The sequence below is a fragment of the Kocuria sp. genome, from assembly GCF_030536815.1.
GTDB lineage: Bacteria > Actinomycetota > Actinomycetes > Actinomycetales > Micrococcaceae > Kocuria > Kocuria gwangalliensis.
In genome coordinates, this window is sequence record NZ_JAUNPE010000220.1 from 1 (window position 1) to 3,010 (window position 3,010).

A 3,010-nucleotide genomic window follows, 5' to 3' on the forward strand; every position below is an offset into this window, starting at 1 on the left:
CTAGGCGTCTTTGGAGTCCATGGTGCCGGCCAGGAGTGTCTCGCCGCCGTGGGTGGGGTCGCCGTCAAAATGCTCGTGAGAGACATCGACCACGGGGAACTCATCGAGGTCGAGGCCTTCCGGCACGTCCACCGTGGTGGACCGCGAGGTCACGGCACCCAGGGACACCAACCGTGTTGCCCCCTCATCCCGCAGCCACACTTCCAAGTACCCGTCGTCGGCCAGCTCGGAGACGTCCACGTGAAGTTTCAGGCTCCCGTCCTGATCCCGTTCCATCACGGCGTCCCCCTGGATCGCGGTTTGGCCCACGGGTTCCAAGTGGGCACTCCCCACGGCCACCAGGCTCGACGTGGGACCCTGATCCGGGGCGTCACGGAGGTTGCTGGTCGCCGTCACGGCAGCGCCACCCAACAACGTTCCAACCGCCAAGCCGGCCAGGGCCGCTCCCCAAGTAGCTTTGCGGTGACGCGCCACGTGCCTGGCGCCTTCCCGGGGCACCGATGCCTGGTCGGTGGTTGATTCCCGAACCGAATCTTCGACCCTGCCCCACAGCGAAGCGGGCGGTGCGAGAATCTGCACGGGCTCGGACAACAGTCCCGTCAATCGCCTCAGATCCGCCACGCCGGCCCGGCATGACGCGCATCCCGCCAGGTGCTCCGTGCCCGGGGTGTCGGTGGTGGAACCTTCCACGGCAATTTCTGCCAGTTGCTGGTCCGTGAGGTGCTGTGAGCTGTCAGCCATCATGCACCTCCCACAGACGTCGCAACGCGGCCAGGCCCCGATAAATGTGTGATTTGACCGTTCCCACGGGAATCCCGAGCTTCTCGGAAACGTCCCGCTGGGACATGTCCTGGATATACACCATGGCCAGTATTTGGTCCTGGGGCGGTCCTAACTGGGTGAGCGAGTGATGCACCATGACACGTTGAACGACCTCATCCGACAACCCGCTCCTGGGCGCCGGTGTATTCGTCCCCGTCGCCTCCACCACTTTATTCTGCTTGTCCTTTGCCGCGTAGAAGTCGGCAACGACCCTGCGTGTGATTCCCGTGAGCCACGCTCCCATTGCATGTTCCGGGTCGTACGTGGCCCGGGACTTCCACGCCCTGGTGAACACCTGCTGCGTGCAATCTTCCGCGTCGTGATAGTTACCCAGGGCCTTGAGGCACAGGGAGAAGATCAGCTTCGAGTGGGCATCGTAAACGAACCGCAAGGATTCGGGTGCGCCTGCGACGAAGAGACGCGCTACATGCTGGTGATCCAGTGCTCTCTCCCTCACGTCAAAGGTTCGGCAATGACAATCACATTATCGGAATACGTGTTCCGGTCAGGTACCCACTCGCCACCGCAGGTCACCAAGACCAGACGGGGCGTGGCGTCCCGGGAAAAATAGGGCTCCAGGTTCAACTCGTTCTTGTTCACATGTTCCACCGACAGGACTCGGTACGTGTAGTCGTGACCGGCGCTGTCCTCCACCCTGATCTCATCGCCTGTGCGCGAACCTGCTATCGCGTTCAGGGGCCCCACCGGCGTGTCCGGTGAACCGTTGTGCGCCGCGATAACGGTATGGCCAATCGCATCCGCCGGAGCCTTTCCGTATCGATACCACCCCGCGGTCGCCGCGTCACCGGGGATCTCCATTTGGCCGTCCTCGGTCACCCCCGTGGGAATGACTGGCATGTCAATCCCCAGGGTCGGGTAATCCAGTCTGATCGGGGGCACCTCCGGAACGGCCCCGGGCGTAGCAGTCACGACCGGCACCTGCTCCGGACGGGGAACGACCACCCGGGATTGCGCGCTTGCGGCCGCCCCGGTGCGGGGGCTCTCGTCCACGCCGAGCACCGCAACCCCATGATTGATCGGCTCTTGGACAGCGGCCCCTCCCCAGCAGAACAAGAAGAAGAAAAGACCGGTCAGTGGCAGGACCAGGAACAGGCGTTGCCCGGTCCTGCCGAACCGAAAGGGACGGGGTCCCCGATGGGCTCCGTTAGGCATTCGTTCGAGCCCGGCGGCGCTGGAGCGTCACTGCCGCCCCCGCCCCCAGTGCCAGGACACCCGCTCCCAGTACGTACCACATGCCCTGTGAATCGGCGGGCAGCTGGGTGTCACCGGTGGGCACCCCGTCCGGGGCCGAGTGCATTCCCTGCACGGTCTGGGTCGCCAGCGCCAGGTTGCCGTCGGCGGCCGAACCCCACGCGTAGACAATCGTGTTTGCACCTTCCATGACGGCTATGTCCTGGGGTCCCAGGACCGGGTCGGTTTCACCGGCCAAGGAGACGGCCGCTTGAACCGCACCCGCAGGCACTTCCAGGCTCTCCTCGTTGGGGTTGGTCAGGCTCTGCACCGCGACCTCACCATTGGCCCACACATCGACCGCCGGGGCGGCCGCCACGTGGCGAACCGTCACGCGGCCCTGGCCGGCCTCAAGACCGGAGGTGTCATCCACAAATGCGGATGCCGTTGGGGCACCTTCGGCATCCAGGTGGGCCACCGCCGTGTTCATGGTGCCCGCACCCAGGGTGAGGTCCACGGGACCGATCACGGGTGACGATGCGTCCTGCGCGTCGCTGGCGGTGATGGCCACTTGAATATTGCCGGCGGGTAGCTCAAGGGGTCCCGCCAGCTGTCCCGGTGCAAAATCGTCCAGGGTGAGCGCACCGTTGACATACACGTCGACCGGCGTGTCGGGCACGGCATGGAGAACCGATAGTGAAGCGGTGTTCGTCTCTTCCGCCTGGCTTTGCGCGAAAGCGGGCGTTGCACCCGCGACCAAGGCCAGACTCATGGCCGCCGTCACGGCTGCCGGAAGTGATGTACGCATAGTGGGTTCCTTTCCCAAGCCCGGTGACCGGGCGTACCGAGCGTGGCGACGTGTTGTCGGTCACACTCGGTACTACTGGCCTCACGGTGGAAAAGTTGCACCCGTCGGAAAAAAGTTGGGAACGGCCCGGAAGGACTAGTCGATCAGGTCCCGGACCACAATGGTGTCCTCGCGGTCGGGGCCCACGCC

Annotated in this window: 4 protein-coding genes; all 4 read right to left on the reverse strand. The window is 64.7% G+C overall.

The annotated features are described in order from the left end of the window. The 4 genes from Q4E95_RS12360 to Q4E95_RS12375 all read right to left on the reverse strand — a co-directional run bounded on the left by Q4E95_RS12360 (nt 1) and on the right by Q4E95_RS12375 (nt 2,821). On the reverse strand, nt 1–741 hold the full coding sequence (locus tag Q4E95_RS12360) for an anti-sigma factor (RefSeq protein ID WP_303383587.1): 741 nt from the start codon (nt 739–741) through the stop codon (nt 1–3). Next, nucleotides 734–1,213, reverse strand: a complete 480-nt coding sequence (locus tag Q4E95_RS12365; protein ID WP_303383588.1) for an RNA polymerase sigma factor — start codon at nt 1,211–1,213, stop codon at nt 734–736. The genes Q4E95_RS12360 and Q4E95_RS12365 overlap by 8 nt, the downstream gene beginning before the upstream one ends. Before the next feature lie 62 nt (nt 1,214–1,275). After that, nucleotides 1,276–1,752: a class F sortase gene (locus Q4E95_RS12370; RefSeq protein WP_303383589.1), complete on the reverse strand. Its 477-nt coding sequence runs from the start codon at nt 1,750–1,752 to the stop codon at nt 1,276–1,278. 235 nt (nt 1,753–1,987) lie between these two features. Beyond that, nucleotides 1,988–2,821, reverse strand: coding sequence for a DUF4397 domain-containing protein (locus Q4E95_RS12375; protein ID WP_303383590.1), 834 nt, complete (start codon nt 2,819–2,821; stop codon nt 1,988–1,990). Nucleotides 2,822–3,010: the final 189 nt, after the last annotated feature.